This window comes from Lacinutrix undariae, assembly GCF_052934785.1.
Window position 1 is genome coordinate 2,279,753 of sequence record NZ_CM128809.1, and the last position, 16,470, is coordinate 2,296,222.

Here is a 16,470-nt window from a genome sequence, read left to right on the forward strand (position 1 = left end):
TCTATTTTATTAAGCATTACAGATAAACAATTAAATCCCAAAATCGCTGAATCCCGTGATAAAAAACCTAAGCTGCTTCTCTAATTTTGTAATAAATAATAAAACAAACAACATTATGAGCGGTACAGTTTCAGGAAACGAAAAATCTCAAGAAGCAATAGAAAAAATCATTGAACAAACAGAAAATAGTGATCAAAAAATATATCCTATTTTAAAACCAGGGGATTGGGTTGGATTAAAAGCAGGAGCTTTGAGTGCTACTTTAATACCTGCAGAAAATGGCGCTGAAGTTGTAATTGCATACGGAATGGATACACCAGAGAACTTTGTGTTTTTAACTAAAAAACACTTAGAAACAATGGATCCGAAACAAATTACACAAGAAGCTTTTCAAAATTTAGAAAACTGTGATACGGGAATAGAATTTGTTGCATCCTTAGATAATAAAGCTGTTGGAGCTAACGGAAACGACTTTTCAAGCGAAACAATTCTTTCTAGAACACATATGCTAAAAGCACATGCTATGTTAGACGCTGAAGAATTATTGGTATCTATCCCTAGAAGAACATGTATGACCATTATTTCTAGAGATGTAGATGAAGAAACAATGAATAAATTTGCATACCTACACAACTATACTTGGGAGGATGATAGTTTTGGAAATGCACCTATTACTAATTCTCTTTTTATTGTAAAAGAAGGTAATATTGTAGGGCATATTCCATTATAATTCAATATTAAATCGCTAACAAAGCGAATAATAATAAAAAGGTATTTACAAAAATGTGAATACCTTTTTTTATGTGTTAAACTGAAATAAATTAACTTAATTACATAAACCACTAAATAAACAAATGGCTGAATACAGTGATAAAAAAGTTTCTTTGTGTCTTTAATTTTGTCATAACTAATAAAACAAATAGCATGAAAGTTAATACACTTAATAGAAAAGATAATTTAACAGAAATTAAAACCATCGTTGAAAAAGCAAGTCAAGGAGAATACAAAGTTTTTCCTATTGTAAAAGCAGGAACTTGGGAAGGTTTAGATGGTGAGATTCTACAAACTACAGCAATAAAAGGTGATAATGAAAATGATCCTTCTAAGATTGTTGCTGTTTATGGTATTGATACGCCAGATGGTTTTGTGTATTTAACTATGGATGATTTAGAAATTTACGACGGAACTAAACTACTTAATGATGCGTATCAAAACTTAGACGGTTTAGAATCTACTTTAGAATATGCTGAAGCCTTAGACAATAAAGCACTTATTTCTATTTCCCCTTATTTTGCAAGTGAACGCGTTTTTAGTAAAATAGAAATGAACAAAGCTCATACTATGCTAGACTCAGAAGATTTATTTGTTTCTACATCAAAATATGGTGAATTAATGATTATTTCACAACACGCAGATAAAGAGACAAAAGATAAGTTTGGTTACCTACACAAATACAATTGGAATGATGAAGAGAACCCTAACGAACGTATCGCAGACCTTGTGTATTCAGTAACAAACTGTGACATTGTAGGGCATATTCCTTTATAGGCTGATAAACAGAATTTACGCTTAGATAATTCTTTATCGTTAGTTTTAAATAGTTAACGATAAAGATGTTTTAAAAACTTAAAAAAAGAAAAATTGAAAAATCTAGACTTTAGTATTAACGGAAGAGTACAAAATTTAATGGTAGATATTTTTGACGCTATAAGTGCCTCAAAAGAAACAGAAGTTAAAATCAGTGAACTTTTAGATACTCGAAGCATTTTTGAGCTCGTTTTTGAAATTGTTAGAGCATCTGGTTTTTACAGTCAAGATGAAAATTTCAATCTTATTAAAGCTTTAAATATAGATACTGATGATGCAAATATTGAAGATGCTTTGTTCGCTACTTGGATAACTATGGGTGAAAACTTAAACACTACAAAAACACAAGAAGAGTTTAATGCTAAATTTGCTTTATTTGTACCTATTATTCTTAAAAAGATGGATGCCATTGGCCGTATTGCTGTTTAAAACATGATTATGGAGTTTTAATTGAATATCTTTCTAACTTATTATAACGCTTTAAAAGCAGCGGAGAATTAACCAAAAAGCTTCTTATACGGAGTTTTTTTAGTTGGAAAACGATCTTTATCTATTTGATTGGCAGATTTACCAAACCTAAAACGCAACTTATGAAAATAGAAAAATTAATAAAAACTCGTGAGCCTTATCAGGAAATGTTATTTGACAGTTTCTTAATCGAAGACATAAAGTCGTACGAGGAACTTATGGAGGTTTACCAAACCTATAAAAAAAATAATCCTGACAAAACCATAATCTTAACGCTTGATGATTTAGGTCAAGCCGAATATACCAGTGGTCACGCTTGTGATTACAATTCTCTGCTAGATACAGATGGCTATGATTTATCTGGACTTGATGAAGCTTGTTATGATGAAGATAACGAGCATTTGGGACATCTTTCTACACCATCTGAATATTTTATTATCCGAGAAAACTTTTTGAAACAAACAAGAGGCATTGATTTTAAAACCGTTTGTGAAAAAGGCATAGACAATTCTGAAGATGATGTTTTGGATTTAGAAAACATGAATGAATCTCCATTAGCATTTTTAGACAAACAGGTGATTCTTAAAATACTTCCTGTTGAAAAGCCATACGAAGGACTTACTGGCTTTCCGAATGGATACTTTAGTGCCGATTTAAGTCCTTTTGAAAATTACGCTTTATCAAAACATTTATTTGAAAAATACAATTTTGAACTTTTTGGCATAGGTGCTTCATTTTTAGGATTTATTAAAAATGAGCCTTTAAAAGGCAATGAATTAAAAGCATTGTTAGCTGACTTGGCAAAATTGTACAATACAACAGAATCTGAATTTGAAAAAATAGCAGACATCATTAAAAATAAAAACCATTTGTTTTTAAGATATACTGAATAATTTCAGTCATAAAAAAACTAAAAAGCCCAATTATAAAATTTATAATTGGGCTTTTTTATTATTTACGCTAAGTACCTAAAATTTACTCAGAAAATTGTTTAATAATTTCAAACAAGGTTAATTTAGTTCTCTTTACACTGCCATCATCGTGACGAAATAAATGTACTTTAGTATTATCATAGCAACCAAAAAATAATAAATCACCTTCAGAATTAGCACCAATAGCTTTACCTACAGCTAATTTTTCTAAACTCCACTTATACCCATTTAAATCATTAAATATAGGATTCATAAATTCACTTAATGTTTTAACATACGGGGTTAATGCGTGAATCTTACTGACTTCCATTCCATCTATGTTGGTAAGCTCCATCATCTTTTCAAAATTATATAACTTAAATTCCTCTTCCTCAAAAATAACAGTCCTTGGCTTTTCTGCAATAAACTCCCTGTAATTTTTTCTAAACATTGGTTTTAGTTCATCTACCGAGGTTATAATTAAATTTTTATTCATAGTTGTAACTTTTTAAAATATTAATTCTTAGTATTTTCTTTAGTTTTTGTATCTACAATCTGTAGTAATGTTGGCATTCGGTATTTACCGTGCATACGTTCTATGGCGTTACAAACCTCATCTCTGTCCGTACCAATAGAAGTGACATACAATGGTTTTTTACTTTCGCCACGAAACACTTCTTTAAACACCGCTGTTTTAGACACAAACTCAGATTTTGCGATACCTACAACCGGAATTTTATGCTCTAAAGCTTGGTACAAATAGCCACCTAAACCCAAATGTTTTTCTTCTAGAATAACGTAACCATCAACGATAATTAAGTCTACTTCTTCTAAATTCACTTGTTTAAGCAGACTTAAAATACACGGTAATTCGCGTTTGTAAAAAGATCCTGGTTCATACGGTTCTACACCTTCAATAATATCTGTGTAAATTTGAGTAGGTACTTCATCTTCCCAGTCATTAAAGCTTACCGCAATTGTTTTCGCTTTTCCGTCGTAATAATAAGTATCAAAAGCAAGTTTCATAATTGTTGTTTTTATCTTTTTTCAGTTTGATGTTCGTAATAACTCAATGCTTCAGTTCTCACTAAATCGGTATAATTCTTATTCTCAGAAATCGATTTTAATAAATCGATATGTTTTTTACGTTCCTGTTCTTTTAGACCATTGATAAACCGATTCAATAAAAGGGTAGTAGTAATCGTTCCGTTTTCGGTATTGAATTTCAGTAATTCAGCATCATAAATTTTGTAATCTGGCTTGTCTATATGTTCTATAAAATGGATGAAATAAAAATTTTCTTCTAATTCGGGATCATGCCGTTTTAGATAATCAAAAAGTGTTTGAATAAGTTGTTCTTTTTCTGAATCTGTAAACTTGCTTATATCCGTTAATTTTTCTGTAATAGTATCAAAGAATTCATTGATTTCATAATCTTCTAAATCGTCAACAACTTGAAAGTTTTGGATTTTTAGGATAGCATTTGCTAAATTCATTGTATTGGTTTTATGTCGGGCTAATTATGTGTAATTAAGGTGAGGTTAAATTTGAAATTACAGAAATAATTTTAGACTCTTTATATAAGTAGTGTATCATTATTTTTGATAGAAACTAAAACTATTTAAATCAATATCATAATTTAAAGGCATTTCATCATTAACAGATGCTTGTGTAATATTTATGATATTACTTTTATCATTCCAATCAAAATTTGTAATTCGTGCATGAAATTTTACAGGAATATAGAATAATGTTTTGGGGTTATTCTTCTGAAATATTGAAGGGAATGTGCCTTCTTCTTTCAAGTTAGGGTACATTGCTGTATCAAAAACATAAATTTTACAATAGGCGTCGTTATATACTTCTGCGGTTTCCATATACAAAACTAAACTGCCGTCTGAGGAATATGAGAGGTAACTTTCATCTGTTTTAAATAGTTCTCTATTGGTATAATTAAGAATATTATACAGGGCTAAAAATATAAGAATAACAGTAGGTATAATCAGTTTTTTATTCATAATTAATAGCTCTTTTTGGGGTTTTAGTTGGTGATTTTTTCTTGTGAATCTATTTTAATCACTAATTTTATTCTATTGAATCTTCAGTAATAAAATGAAATTCATTGTCTATTAGCATTTGCAAATAATCTTTAAAACTATCTGCGATTACTTCAAACTCATTTGGATCATGAAGAACCCTCACTATTTGTCCTTTTATTCCTTTTTCTGAAGGACTGTAATCTATATAAAGTTGAGAAGTTCCGCCGTTATTTGTACAATCGGAAAAGTGAAGCCAATTAAGATCTTTTGCATGTTTTAAGATTTTTTCATCTATGTCTACGACATCATATTCTCCATATAAATAATCTTGAAAATTATATGGTGCATCACCTTGATTTTTTAAAATTTGCTGAGATGATAATAAGTAATATTGACATTTAGATAAATCAGAACCCAATAAGGTAAAAGCAATATCTTCGTCACCATAGGTTCTCCAATACGTACCATCTACATATTGCAATAAATCAATTAATGCCTTAGGAATAGTAGGACAATCTGCTTTTAGTTTATCTAAATCCTCTTGAGATGCACCGTGTTTTATGTTTTCAAAATGATCCCAAATTTCTTTCCCTTTAGCTTTGTAATAGGCGCTTTTTAATCCAGATATGTAGGTGTCTGCTATTGTTTTCATCTCTAATTTTTTTATTGAAAATGATGACTATTAATTTTATTTTAAAATTGGTATAAGGTGCGACCAGTTTAATGCTGTGGCAAAATCTAAAGCTGTTTTTCCTGTTTTGGTTTTAGCATTTTTATTTGCACCTAATTCTAATAAAATAGTTACAGCTGTTTTGTTTCCTGCAATGGTTTCTGTATGTAATCTTGTCACTCCATTTTCATCTGCAGCAGTTACCACATCAAGGTTTTCTGTAAAGAAATCTCTAGCAGGTTTTTCCATTATTTTACTCATTGGATGCTCAATAAGATTCTCTTTTTCCTCTTCCTGTAAGTGTGCCACTAAAATAGTATTGTAGTCGCCAAAGTTTAATCCCCAAGCATTATCATGGCTTTCTCTAGCTTTATCAGTCATATCAGAGCGCAGCACTTGAATGGTATATCCGCCATAAGTTTTGCGATCTATAGACAACATCCAATCTGATATTTCTGATACTTTTCTGGTTACGGTATCACCTTCAGTAACATTTGTTAATTTATTTGGTGCATTTTGTAAAATACCTGTAATGTATTCTCCATCAAAATTAATGTCACTAATCCACATGTGTTCTACTAAAGGAGCTTCTTTTCCTTCAATTTTTTGTTGAAAAGGAATTTTTACTAAAGCTAAATCGTGTGCAGGAACAACTCTTTTAGCTTCCCAATAAATTTCACGCCAAAAGTAATTAAAGGTAGATTGCGCTTTAAGATAAGCGGCTTTCATTTTTTCGTTTTGTTCGGTATAGATTATATTATTTTCTTGGCTCATAATCCTTTTGTTTTTTTAGTTTATTGTCTTGGGGTTTAAGTTAAACAACCCAGTTTCCTACATCTATGATAGAAAACTCTATGTGGGTTGTTCATTATATATGCTTCAAAATAAGATTGATAACCTTTTTAGTTTAGGGCAAAAAAGGTATTCTATTATCAATTTTTTAGGATTGAATATATTCAGATAATTTTCGTAAAAACATAGTTAATCTAGCAAATGTGAGTTGATAGGCTTATTTTATCTTTAAGATTCATTTGTTAGTTAACCGCCTTATTTTGAGTAAACAAAGATGGAATCTTAATTTTAATTTTTACTCACTGATTTCAGTGATTTTTTTGTTTTAATCTACTATTTATAACTTTCTCCTAACTCTTGAAGTTGCGCTATGAGTGAATTAATATTTTTTAGCTTTAGCTCATATTCTTTCTTAATTCTCTTTTGAGAAATTGCTACACTTTCGGGACTCTCTAATTTTAAGTTCTCTATAGTATGTTCTAATGTTATTATGTTACTATCAGTGATTGAAGTTGTATCTTCTGCTTTGAATAATAAAATGGAATTTTGTTTATTTTTTTGTAAATCATTAACCGAAATTCTTTTGATAGTTCCCCATTGTGCCACTTCTAAAGTATCAGTAACCAGCAAATGGTTATTTATTTCTAGTTCTAAATTTACAGGTGAAGAATTGCGATAAATAATACCTTCTAACGGTTTTTGAGGTGTTGATTTTATAATTGGATCTATTTCTTTTTTTATGAATTTTAATGTAACGTCATCATTTAAAACACCTATTTCTTTAAAAATATGTTTAGGAAAAATAGTGTGAGAAATTGTGTTATTTTTAATTTCAGACCAATTTCCTTCTTTTATATATAGTGACGAAGGATCAATGATAACCGTATATTTTACCTTAGATTTTTTTATGTATGGCTTATATGCTTCATTTGCTATTGTAGATTGATTTTTATAAGCATATACTAAGCTTAATGTAAAATCAGCTTGATCTGCTGTTTTAATTTTTGTGATATTATTTTTAATTTCTAACACAGATCGGTAAGCGTCTGCTTCAATATTTGAATCTGTTAAAATACCTGTTGATAGTGTATTGGAAGTTACTTTTTTTGCTAAAGAAATACTTCGTGTTTCACCAGTTAAAAAGTTTTTTGCGTTAGTCCCTCTATTTACATAAGAGTCTTCAGATAATTGTTTTCCAGTTGTAAAAAATGTTTGAGAAGTATCTGCAACTAAAAGTGTAGTAAGTTGAATTGGATCTTCAATAGTAACTATAGTTTTTCTTGCTGTTAACGCTTCATCTATACCTTTTTTTTGAACTCGTGGTTCATTTATGGTGTAAATAATCTCTAGCTTTAAAAGGTTTTTTGATAAGAAATATTTGCTTTCATTATCAATAAGCTTTACGTTTTTATCATATAAAGAGGTATAACTTTTTTTGCTGCAAGAAGAAAATAAGACCAATATTAATAGGAAGTAAAGTAGATTATTTTTCATTGTGAATGTGTTAGTTTTATACTGTAAAATTATACGTTATATCGCTTCACATTATCACTGAAATTAATGATAATAATAAATACTTAATTTTTGATTTTTAGTTTCATAACTAAAAAAGCACGCTTTAATTAGCGTGCTTTTTTATATTTTTATTGCTGTTTTTTAGTTGTTTATGTTTTGTTTTAAAACTCTTCTTTTCGTTTTTCAAGTTTTTGTAAAAGGAGATTTATATTTTTTAATTTCTCTTTATACTCGTTTCTAATGGCTTTTTTGGAGGCTTTTGTAATTGCTGTGGAATCAAAATTTAATTCTTCAGTTTTTTCTTCAAATTTTGGTATGTTTTCTGTCTTTTCAGAATTAAATACTACAATAGATTTAGTTTTTTTAAATTCCTTAATTGCAATTGTTTTAAATGTTCCAGATCGTGTGAATGCTAACGTATCTTTTGATAATGAATAGTTATTTAACAAAATTTCTACATCTAAAGAAGAAGACGTTTGATAAATAATTCCTTCAATAGGTTTATCATCTAAAAAATTACTTAATAGCGGTGTGTTAGGTTTAGAGATTGTAAAGGTAACTGTGTCATTTAAAACGCCTTTATCTTTAAAAATTTCATGAGGAAAAATAGTATGACTTATTTTATTACCATCAATTTTAGAACTGTTTCCATTATTGTTAGAGTATAATTTTAATGGATCAATAACAACTGTGTATTTTATTTTATACTGTTTTACATAAAGATGAAAATTTTCATTTAACATCACAAACTGACTTTTGTAAAACGAGATGATTTCTAAAGCTAATTGAGCTTCTTTTTTTGTTTTTATAGCCGACATGCTATCTTGCATTTTTAAGACCGCATTATAAGCTTCAGTTTCAGCATTAGATGTTGTAAAGAATGAAAACAAGGGTGTTTTATGGTTTTTATCTTCTAAAAAAGGAATACTTGTTTTTTCTTGAGTAAGACTGTTTTTAAAGTTTTTAAAAACCGATTGGGGTATTTTTTCACCTGTAAACACAAATGTTTTAGAGGTATCTGCTACCAATATATTTGTAATTACAATTGGATCGTTAATAGTGATTTTTGTATCGTTTGCATTCAGTACTTTATAATAACTTCCCTTTTGAATGCCTAGTTCATTTAAAGTATATGTAATCTCAAATTTTAGAAGGTTTTTAGGTAAATGGTATTTTGTGTCTTTTGAGTTGTTAGATGAATCATCATGATATAATTTTGTATAGTTTTTTTCACTACAAGACGAAAGTGTCACTAAAAATAAAGCGAAATAGAATAAGATATTTTTCAATTTTAAGAAGGATGTTAAAGGTTGTGTTTTTTAGAAAAAAAATAAATCAGAGTAGTTTACCATTTCATAATTGGCTCTTCTTTCCATAAAATCAACCTAAATTCTTCGTAATGATTACCAGTCCCTATAGTGTGTTTATCTCTAACTCCTTTTTCTAATTGTAGTTTATGAAGCATTCCAGAAGCTGCACCAATCCATAATGTGTTTTCATCTTCAGAAATTGTAATTCCTGTGATTGTAGAACCTAAAAAGTATTTCCAAACGCAATTTCCGTTGGTATCAATCGCTTTAATATATCCAAAAGCATCACCTAAAATATAATATTTAGAAGTTGCTACACCACAATAAACTCTCATTCCGTCATCTATAAGGGTATAATCTTCACTCTCTTCGTAAGCTGAAATATTAATGTTTTTTAAGTTTGAAGCATCTACACCAATAGTTACACCGTTATAAAAATGACATGAATTTGTAATTAATTGTTTGTCATCTTTTGAAAATAAGCAAAAATCCGGATATGAAGATTGCGGGCCAACCTCCCCAATTTCAGTACCATTCTGATCTAAAATTCTATGGTCGTAACACTGATCGCCCACAACGATAAACTTATTATCATTAGAAAGCGTTGCATTTTCCATATCCATATAAGGTTCCCACTCATCATCTTCTGGGTCTGGTAAGGGGTGAATTAAATTTTCAGTAGCGTTAGAAATAATGTAAATACCGTCTGATGATACTAAAAGAACTTTGAGTCCATCGTTAAAAGGAATCAATTCTGTAATTCCTATATTTTTGGCTTTATCTAAATTAAAAGTAGCTATAATTTCACCTTCCCAACCTTGTGTGGTTACAATAGTATTATTTGATGCTATGGCAAATACATTCTGTTGTTTCGATTTTCCTACAGCACTAATAGATGAATCAAGCTCTAAAGTTTCACTATCTTTAAGAATATAGGCTTGTCTTTTTTGATAGGCTGTTCCTGTTAAAAAAACAATTTTCTGATGATCTATAAAATGCAAATGCTCAATACTTTGCCCTTTATCTTTCATAAATTTAATGAGAGGCGAGTGCGCTGGTGGAAAATTGTTTCTAAACTCATTAACAGTTCCATTTTTATTCGCCTCTTTTAAAAGTTGAAATACTGCATCAGTTAAAATATCTCTTTCATCTCTAGGTTCTATACCTTTCCAGTTTTCCCATCCTTTACTTTCTCCAAACGCAATCATTGTATTAACATCAGTAGCGTATTTATGCCCTAAATTATTCCAATCTTGTTTGATCTCTTGTATATCTTTATCTGTTAATTTCATGATCGTTGTTTTTATTAGGTGTAACTTTAACTTAAAGCGATTTGATTAGTTAAAGACGATAGCTGTTTTGTTATTGATACTAAATTTAGCAGCATCTAAAAGCGTAGCACAAACCAATGTTTCAATCCAAAAATCACCTTCGTTTTTAATTTTTTCATTTAATTCTGATAAATTTGATATAATATCATCTTCATTTAAAGTGATGCCTAAATGTTTTGTAAGACTTTTTAATTCTTTTAAAAGATCGTAAGAAGATCCAATCATTGCACCAGGAACAGGCGCTTTATCAGTGTCGTAAAGAACTTCAGGTAATTCAACAGGAATGTAAAAACCTTCGGAGTCAGAATGTGTTAAAAGATGGCTAGACAAATAAGAATAGTGATCTTCTAAAATGGCATCACCTTCTGGTTCTTCTTCCGGAGAAAAAGGTGTTGGTACCCAACTTTCATCAAATTCATTTTCCCAAACATGAGCAGCAAAACGTCTTAAATAATGTAAAAAACCATAAGAAAATCCGCCAGAAGATAAAGTCTTTCCTTCTAGGGCATCTGGTTCTTTGTAAGGTGCTACACCATTTTCTGTTAATATTGTATTTATATTCTCAAAAATAACTTTGTAAGCTTCGTACCCTTCTGGTTCATTTTTTGCAAAATCTGCTAATATGCCACTTGTAATTGCTAATCCCATAATCTTGTTGTTTTAATTTACAAGGCAAAATTATAATTTATGTGCTTTTGTTTTATCACTGAAATTAATGATAATAATAAATACTTATTTTTTTAATTTTTAGTTTTATGACGAATAATACAAAAAAAAAGCACGCTTTAATTAGCGTGCTTTTTAATCTTTTTTAATGTATCATAACGATTCTGCATCAATACCCATTTTTATAAACTCATCGTAAACATGGTCTTTTGCATAGCATAAAGTGGCTTTTTTTAAGTTCGGAAATTGTTTAGCATCATCGGCACATTCAATATCCCAATCATCTTCACCGCCGCCAGAAAAAGGAGAGAGGTTCATATAAATATCATTTCCGCCATCTTGGTAAATTTCAGTAATTTCAGTAGCCAAACGTTTTGGGATTGGTAACTCTTTAAAATATTGTACTATTTCTGCAATAGGTTCGTAACCTTCTTCATCTATATCTATGTTACGGCCTTTATACCATTTTGAGAATTCATAAATATCAAATTGTGGTTTCAATAGGCCTTTGCTATACATTAATTCTTCTATAATAGATAATTTAAAGCCAAAATCTACAAACGTAATTTGTTCTTCATCTATTGGTTTAATCGTGTATTTGTCTTCAGGAATACCTGCAGATCGGTCATAAGGTTCATAAGTACTAATTTCAATAGCATTAACGGTGTCTTCGTCCATATCAAACCAAGCACTCATATTATTCAGTACTAAAGCACCACAATCATCACCTTCAAAAAGTGCAATATGCTCTGCTTTGTGAGTTTTATAATAATTGATAATCTCTTCATCATTAAAATAAAATGTTCCAGAGAACTTGTTTTTAGGACTAAAATCATAACCATCTGGCTCTAATTCTAAAGTTAAAGACTCAATAAAATCTTCATTTCCGTAGGCTATAATTCCTGAATTATCCCAGGTGTAAAGCGTGTTGTCTTTTCCTTTAAAAGTTCTGAAATCTTCAGAAAGACAATTTTTTAAAGTTGCTATAGAAACTGGAAATTCTATAGAAATAGTATTGATTTTAAAAGCTGTTGAAGATAAATGTATGGTTGTCATAAGTCCGTTATTAATAATAGCAAAGATGCTTATTTTACTTGAATATAGATTAACCGTTTTCAGTGATATTTATATTTAAATAACGAAAATATAAAATCATTATTTTCAGTGATAAAAAGAACGACTACTAGCCCGAACTTTGTTGAAAATATATTTGATGGAAGATAAAATTAAAAGTGCAGCTTTTTTAGATTCATTAAAGCGCAACAACGAAAAAATAAGAGACGATCGTGCAAGTGCTATTGCAGAAGATGCGCAATTAATGTACAAACGTGAAACGGAAGATTTAGCCTTGTCATTAAAACGCTTAAAGCGAGAGCAAGAAAACATGTTAGACATGAGTCCGACAGACGCAAATAGTTTGGTTTTAGCATCCGATTTTGATGCAAAAGATTATGTAGCCAAAGACTTAGAAATGTCTGTAAAGATTAGAAATTTAGAAATTAAATTAGAATTAGCTAAAAAGCGTTACACGCATTTATTTGGCGGAATCATAAACGAATTATAATTATGGGAGGAGGAAGATTTAGTAACGACGCTTATAAAAAATTAAGAAAAACAAAAGACTATAGCAATAAGTCTAGAGAAGAAATATTTACGTCTAGAAATATAGATGCAGAAATGGACCCTACAAAAGCACTTGTTAGAGAATCTAGAGATTCTGAGGAGCATCCAGAAACGGTTTCTATTATTGTAGCATTAGATGTTACTGGTAGTATGGGCTTTGTGCCAGAACATATTGTAAAAGAAGCTTTACCAGATCTTATTGGTTCTTTAATGGAAGCAGGAATTGAAGATCCGCAAGTATTATTTTTAGGGATTGGAGATTTTATTTATGATGCTGCTCCTTTACAAGTTGGTCAATTTGAATCTTCTGCAGAATTGTTAGACCGTTGGTTAACGCGTGTGTATTTAGAAGGTGGCGGTGGCGGAAACAATCAAGAAGGATACAATTTGGCGCATTTGTTTGCTGCACGTCATACTTCGATTGATTGTTGGGAAAAAAGACAGCAAAAAGGTTTTTTATTCACCATTGGTGATGAACCTGTTTTTCCTACAATTCCGGCAGAAATTATTAAAAGATACACCTGCGCAGAAGAAGCAGAAACTGTTACTACAGAAGCTATCATTAAAGAAGCGCAAGAAAAATACAATGTTTTCCATATGCATTTAGAACATAATGAATGGGCTAAAACAGAACACCGAAAAGGAAATTGGAAAGCGCTTTTAGGAGATAATTTTATAGAAATTGCTGATTTTAAAACCGTAGCAAAACGTATTGCAGATGTGGTGATTCAAAATCATAAACCATTTAGTGCAACCACAAACACCAATACTTCTTCTGATGATATAGAAGTTGAAAATATGTTATAAATGACAAAATGTAGTATTGTTATAGATTTAGGTTTTGGTGATGCTGGAAAAGGGTTAACGACCGATTTTCTGGCATCACAAAATACTAAAGAAAGTTTAGTGGTTCGGTTTTCTGGAGGACATCAAATTGGGCATACCGTAAGTACAGATGCACTTACACATACGTTTAGTAATTTTGGTTCAGGAACATTATTGGGTGTTCCAACGTATTATTCAGAACATACGACACTTTTTCCACCGGCTATTTTAGACGAAGGAAATTTCTTGAAAAAATATCAACCAAAACTGTATTTTCATCCGCTTGCGATGATTACCACTTTTTATGATATTGCTTTTAATAGAGCCATAGAAAAGCAACAAAATCACGGTTCTTGTGGTTTGGGTTTTGGTACAACCATTGCTAGAAATAAGGAAGAAGTTTATTTGTATGCCAACGATTTGCAGTTTAATTGGGTTTTAAAACAACGCTTAATTAGTATCAAAAATTACTACGAAACGAAGTTAGAAAGTCAGCCAAAAAGCGTTCAGGAATATTACAAAAATGAACTAAAAGATTATAATGAAGCGTATTTTATAGAAAGTTGTTTTTCTATTCAGAAATTTTATAATTTAAAATCTCTTTCAGAATTAAAAACAACATTCGAACATTTTATTTTTGAAGGCAGCCAAGGAATATTATTAGATACACAACACGGTTTTCATCCGCATACAACTTGGAGTTACACCACTTCTAAAAATGCAATTCAGCTTATAAAAACTCATTTAGGTACTGATGCAGAAATAGCTGTTTTTTACGTGACGCGTTGTTATCAAACAAGACACGGAAACGGACCAATGTCTAAAACAGCGTCTGTAACACTGCAGAATAATGAAAATGAAGCAAACGTCACTAACGAGTTTCAGGGGGAATTTAGAACGCAAGCTTTAGATGTTGAATTATTAAATTATGCTTTAAGTTGTGATGCTATTCATCATCAGGATTTAAAAATTGAGAAAAATTTAATGATTACTTGTCTTGATCAATTACCTAGTTTTTCTTACAAGAATTTATTTCAAAAGTTAGATGTAAAATTTAATACTGTTTATGGTAGTTACGGCCCTAGACGAGAATATATTGAGCAACTTTCCGAATGATTTCATGAAAAATAGTAGAAAAGATAGAAGAGGAAAAAATTTATAAAACACATTATGAATAAAATTGAAATTGAATTAAGTGTTAAAGCAAAAAACAAACCACTGTTTTTTGCGTTTTTTATGTTAGCTCTAAGTCTATTAACTCTACAAGCTGCATCAATAGAAGTTGTCTTTTCAATAGCATTTTGTATATTATTTTTTAGTCTATATGTCTTCAATAAAAACCTTAAAGTGTTTAAATTTTTAGAAGATCACTTTGTATTTCAAACCGGAATTACAGACAAAAAAGAGGTGTCTTATAGTGCTCTTAAATCTTATGCAGTTGAGAGAAAGCTTGTGGTTGTCATATATCAGAATCCGAATGAAAAAGAAAAAAAAATAAGACTTCCTGTGAGTCAAATTGAACCTACACAATTTTCATTATTAGAAGATACTTTAAAAAGTAAGATTAGTATTTAAACTCATGTCTCTTTTTTAAATCACTAATTTCAGGGATGAAAATTTTAATATTCCAAAGTAACTTAGCACTATCAAAAACTTAAGAGAAAATGAACAATAGTATCAAGTATTCAGAAGATTTTAAATTATTAAAATGGGATGATTTCAATTTTGAACCTATCAAAATAGATACACTTCCAATTCTTGAAGACCCAAAACATTACAAGAACTCTTTTACGTTTAGAGATGCACTTTTAGAAGCTATTGAAACACGCTCTGGAAAAAAATCATTCAAACTCTCACTTATTACATCAGATTATAAATCTAGTACCAAATTCTACGGTATTGGATTTTTAGAAGACAGAACTGTTTTTACTGTTGAAATAGAAAATACACCACTATTTGAAGAGTGGTTTATAAATATTCAGCGCTTTAGAAGTGATGACATTGTTAAAAATTTTGTCCCATCTATTTATAATTTTAATAAGAGTTTGTATAGCTCTCAGCCTCTTTCTAATTTAAAGCACATCACTTTTCAAGAAAACACAGGTGCTTTTATTGATGAATTTATTCCTAATCAATTTATAGCAGAAAAATTAGCCAAAGAAAAAGCCGATTTTCTAAGCCCTTTTATTCAGTTAGAAGCTAAAATTAACATGAAAGAGGTTACACAATCTTTTATCGCTCTAATTACAGAAAAAAGATTAAAGTTAAATCCACCAATTAACAATGATGTCATTTATGCTCAATTTGAAAAAGAAGCTGGTTTTCCTTTTCCTGCAATAATAAAGGAATACTTAACGTTGCATAATGGTATTGATAGATGTGCCATAATGGGCGCAGAAGCTATTTATAAGAAATGGAAAGATTGGAAAAAATGTTATGATGATTGGACGCAAGAAGACTTATTGGATACATACTCTACCAACCAAGGGAAAGCCTTATTAATGTACACCACACCCTATTGGATTCCGTTTTTCGATTTAGAAAACGGGAATTTCCTAGCCTTCGATTTTGCACCCAACACCAAAGGAACAGCCGGACAAATTATTCGTTTTGGAGCCGACCAAGAAATTGCATATATAGAAGCTGAAGATTTAAATACTTTTTTGAAAAGTTTAATGGGAGACGAAGGTGAAATTGAAGAAAATGAATGGTTTTACGTCGAATAGAATCATC

Annotated in this window: 20 protein-coding genes; 9 read left to right on the plus strand and 11 right to left on the minus strand. The window is 30.2% G+C overall.

Annotation, left to right across the window (positions count from 1 at the left end; translation table 11 throughout):
* The first annotated feature begins 115 nt into the window (after window positions 1-115).
* From ACU4C5_RS10100 to ACU4C5_RS10115, 4 genes are all read left to right on the plus strand, one after another.
* Window positions 116-730, plus strand: coding sequence for a DUF1444 family protein (locus ACU4C5_RS10100; RefSeq protein ID WP_446844087.1), 615 nt, complete (start codon window positions 116-118; stop codon window positions 728-730).
* Window positions 731-924: 194 nt separating this feature from the next.
* A complete protein-coding gene (locus ACU4C5_RS10105) occupies window positions 925-1,548 on the plus strand; it encodes a hypothetical protein (RefSeq protein WP_446844088.1) in 624 nt (207 codons plus the stop codon).
* Window positions 1,549-1,641: 93 nt separating this feature from the next.
* On the plus strand, window positions 1,642-2,016 hold the full coding sequence (locus ACU4C5_RS10110) for a hypothetical protein (protein ID WP_446844089.1): 375 nt from the start codon (window positions 1,642-1,644) through the stop codon (window positions 2,014-2,016).
* A 161-nt stretch (window positions 2,017-2,177) separates the two neighbouring features.
* Window positions 2,178-2,948, plus strand: a complete 771-nt coding sequence (locus tag ACU4C5_RS10115) for a hypothetical protein (RefSeq protein ID WP_446844090.1) — start codon at window positions 2,178-2,180, stop codon at window positions 2,946-2,948.
* A gap of 82 nt (window positions 2,949-3,030) precedes the next feature.
* On the opposite strand, the gene ACU4C5_RS10120 is transcribed toward ACU4C5_RS10115, so the two are convergent.
* The 11 genes from ACU4C5_RS10120 to ACU4C5_RS10170 all read right to left on the minus strand — a co-directional run bounded on the left by ACU4C5_RS10120 (window position 3,031) and on the right by ACU4C5_RS10170 (window position 12,345).
* Window positions 3,031-3,462, minus strand: a complete 432-nt coding sequence (locus tag ACU4C5_RS10120; RefSeq protein ID WP_446844091.1) for a hypothetical protein — start codon at window positions 3,460-3,462, stop codon at window positions 3,031-3,033.
* A gap of 20 nt (window positions 3,463-3,482) precedes the next feature.
* The gene (locus ACU4C5_RS10125) at window positions 3,483-3,992 is read right to left on the minus strand and encodes an endonuclease V (RefSeq protein ID WP_446844092.1); all 510 of its coding nucleotides are present in this window, start codon (window positions 3,990-3,992) and stop codon (window positions 3,483-3,485) included.
* Between the two features lie 11 nt (window positions 3,993-4,003).
* Window positions 4,004-4,462, minus strand: a complete 459-nt coding sequence (locus tag ACU4C5_RS10130; RefSeq protein WP_446844093.1) for a hypothetical protein — start codon at window positions 4,460-4,462, stop codon at window positions 4,004-4,006.
* Window positions 4,463-4,561: 99 nt separating this feature from the next.
* Window positions 4,562-4,984, minus strand: coding sequence for a hypothetical protein (locus ACU4C5_RS10135; protein ID WP_446844094.1), 423 nt, complete (start codon window positions 4,982-4,984; stop codon window positions 4,562-4,564).
* A gap of 67 nt (window positions 4,985-5,051) precedes the next feature.
* Window positions 5,052-5,657, minus strand: coding sequence for an SMI1/KNR4 family protein (locus ACU4C5_RS10140; protein ID WP_446844095.1), 606 nt, complete (start codon window positions 5,655-5,657; stop codon window positions 5,052-5,054).
* Between the two features lie 36 nt (window positions 5,658-5,693).
* On the minus strand, window positions 5,694-6,449 hold the full coding sequence (locus tag ACU4C5_RS10145; RefSeq protein ID WP_446844096.1) for a DUF2314 domain-containing protein: 756 nt from the start codon (window positions 6,447-6,449) through the stop codon (window positions 5,694-5,696).
* A gap of 351 nt (window positions 6,450-6,800) precedes the next feature.
* Window positions 6,801-7,961, minus strand: coding sequence for a hypothetical protein (locus ACU4C5_RS10150; protein ID WP_446844097.1), 1,161 nt, complete (start codon window positions 7,959-7,961; stop codon window positions 6,801-6,803).
* Between the two features lie 182 nt (window positions 7,962-8,143).
* On the minus strand, window positions 8,144-9,271 hold the full coding sequence (locus ACU4C5_RS10155; protein WP_446844098.1) for a hypothetical protein: 1,128 nt from the start codon (window positions 9,269-9,271) through the stop codon (window positions 8,144-8,146).
* Window positions 9,272-9,327: 56 nt separating this feature from the next.
* A complete protein-coding gene (locus tag ACU4C5_RS10160) occupies window positions 9,328-10,584 on the minus strand; it encodes a hypothetical protein (RefSeq protein ID WP_446844099.1) in 1,257 nt (418 codons plus the stop codon).
* A gap of 45 nt (window positions 10,585-10,629) precedes the next feature.
* Window positions 10,630-11,271 carry a putative DNA-mimic protein gene (locus tag ACU4C5_RS10165; RefSeq protein WP_446844100.1) on the minus strand — a complete coding sequence of 214 codons (642 nt, stop codon included), beginning with the start codon at window positions 11,269-11,271 and terminating at the stop codon, window positions 10,630-10,632.
* A 171-nt stretch (window positions 11,272-11,442) separates the two neighbouring features.
* The gene (locus ACU4C5_RS10170; RefSeq protein WP_446844101.1) at window positions 11,443-12,345 is read right to left on the minus strand and encodes a DUF6892 domain-containing protein; all 903 of its coding nucleotides are present in this window, start codon (window positions 12,343-12,345) and stop codon (window positions 11,443-11,445) included.
* Between the two features lie 157 nt (window positions 12,346-12,502).
* Here ACU4C5_RS10170 and ACU4C5_RS10175 point away from each other — a divergent pair, with 157 nt between their 5' ends.
* The 5 genes from ACU4C5_RS10175 (at window position 12,503) to ACU4C5_RS10195 (ending at window position 16,463) form a co-directional block, all read left to right on the plus strand.
* On the plus strand, window positions 12,503-12,853 hold the full coding sequence (locus ACU4C5_RS10175; protein ID WP_165730891.1) for a hypothetical protein: 351 nt from the start codon (window positions 12,503-12,505) through the stop codon (window positions 12,851-12,853).
* A 2-nt stretch (window positions 12,854-12,855) separates the two neighbouring features.
* Window positions 12,856-13,719, plus strand: a complete 864-nt coding sequence (locus ACU4C5_RS10180; RefSeq protein ID WP_446844102.1) for a hypothetical protein — start codon at window positions 12,856-12,858, stop codon at window positions 13,717-13,719.
* On the plus strand, window positions 13,720-14,853 hold the full coding sequence (locus tag ACU4C5_RS10185; RefSeq protein ID WP_446844103.1) for an adenylosuccinate synthetase: 1,134 nt from the start codon (window positions 13,720-13,722) through the stop codon (window positions 14,851-14,853).
* Between the two features lie 54 nt (window positions 14,854-14,907).
* Window positions 14,908-15,312: a hypothetical protein gene (locus ACU4C5_RS10190; protein ID WP_446844104.1), complete on the plus strand. Its 405-nt coding sequence runs from the start codon at window positions 14,908-14,910 to the stop codon at window positions 15,310-15,312.
* Between the two features lie 89 nt (window positions 15,313-15,401).
* Entirely contained in the window at window positions 15,402-16,463 is a 1,062-nt protein-coding gene (locus tag ACU4C5_RS10195; protein ID WP_446844105.1) for an SMI1/KNR4 family protein, read from the plus strand.
* The last annotated feature ends 7 nt before the right edge of the window (window positions 16,464-16,470 follow it).